Source organism: Acidipropionibacterium timonense (assembly GCF_900605005.1).
Lineage (GTDB): Bacteria > Actinomycetota > Actinomycetes > Propionibacteriales > Propionibacteriaceae > Cutibacterium > Cutibacterium timonense.
Genome location: NZ_LR027572.1, coordinates 1 through 993 on the forward strand (window position 1 = coordinate 1; position 993 = coordinate 993).

The window sequence follows — 993 nt, forward strand, 5'->3', positions numbered from 1 at the left end:
GGGACTTAAGACACTCCGATCCTCGCGCAGGGTCCTCCCCCCACGCACCCCGGCCCCACAGGCCAACTACAGCAGACTCTCACACAGTCAAGTCACAACTACACCCTGGATCCTGAAGAGCCGGTTGAGGGCGCGTCCGACGTCGAGACGGCGCGCCGGGTCGTCGAGTCTGCTGGCCACGCGATCACCGGCATCCATGAGACCGGAGGCAAGTCCAAGCTCGACCGCAAGTTGCCCAACTACTGCCGGGCAGCGCGTAGCGAGCCGTGGGTCGTCTTTCGAGATTCGGACGACGTGTGTCCGGTCGAGTTGCGCAACCGACTGTTCGCACTCGTCGATGACAACCCGCTCTTTGCCCTGCGCATCGCGCACACGATGACGGAGGCGTGGCTGATGGCGGATCGACAAGGATTCGCAGAGTATTTCAAGGTGTCGGCCGATCGTGTCCCATTGCAGCCGGAACTGGAGCACCATGCGAAGAAGACCCTGCTCGCGGTGTGCGCGAAGAGCCGGAGCCGCGACATCCGTGAGGAGGTCGTTCATGAGGAAACTGAAACCGGCCCCCTCTACGTCGACCATCTCAACGAATTCGCAAAGGTCCACTGGGACATCAAGCAAGCGTCAGCGAACAGCCCGTCACTGTGTCGCGCGGTCCGCGCCATTGCCGCCATGCCCAAGGGGCTACCTGGCCGTGATGTCCAGTCAGGTTTTCCAGTCTCGTGATGGGTGGTTGGTTCCCGATCGCGGAGTGGGGACGGTGGTGATTGTAGGTGTGGATCCATTCGGGGAGGGCGGCCAGGCGGTCGGCTTCTGAGGGGTAGAACTTCTTGTACGCCCAGTCCTCGGCCAGGGTGCGATGGAAACGTTCGATGCTCCTATGTTTGTCAAGCGGCTGCGACGGACAGGGCTATGGGTTGTTGCTGGGGCAGATTGGCGTAGATCTCGCGGGCGATGTAACGCTTGAGGCAGCGGATGATCTCTCGTTTGCTGAGG

1 protein-coding gene and 1 pseudogene are annotated in these 993 nt (G+C 61.8%); one reads left to right on the top strand and one right to left on the bottom strand.

Annotated elements, in window-relative coordinates:
- Positions 1–294 precede the first annotated feature (294 nt).
- Positions 295–723, top strand: coding sequence for a hypothetical protein (locus E0E30_RS13220; RefSeq protein ID WP_130866945.1), 429 nt, complete (start codon positions 295–297; stop codon positions 721–723).
- On the opposite strand, the pseudogene E0E30_RS13225 reads toward E0E30_RS13220, so the two are convergent.
- A pseudogene (locus E0E30_RS13225) lies at positions 692–871 on the bottom strand (integrase core domain-containing protein); the annotation flags it as partial. The gene E0E30_RS13220 and the pseudogene E0E30_RS13225 sit on opposite strands and share 32 nt — an antisense overlap.
- Between the last annotated feature and the right edge of the window lie 122 nt (positions 872–993).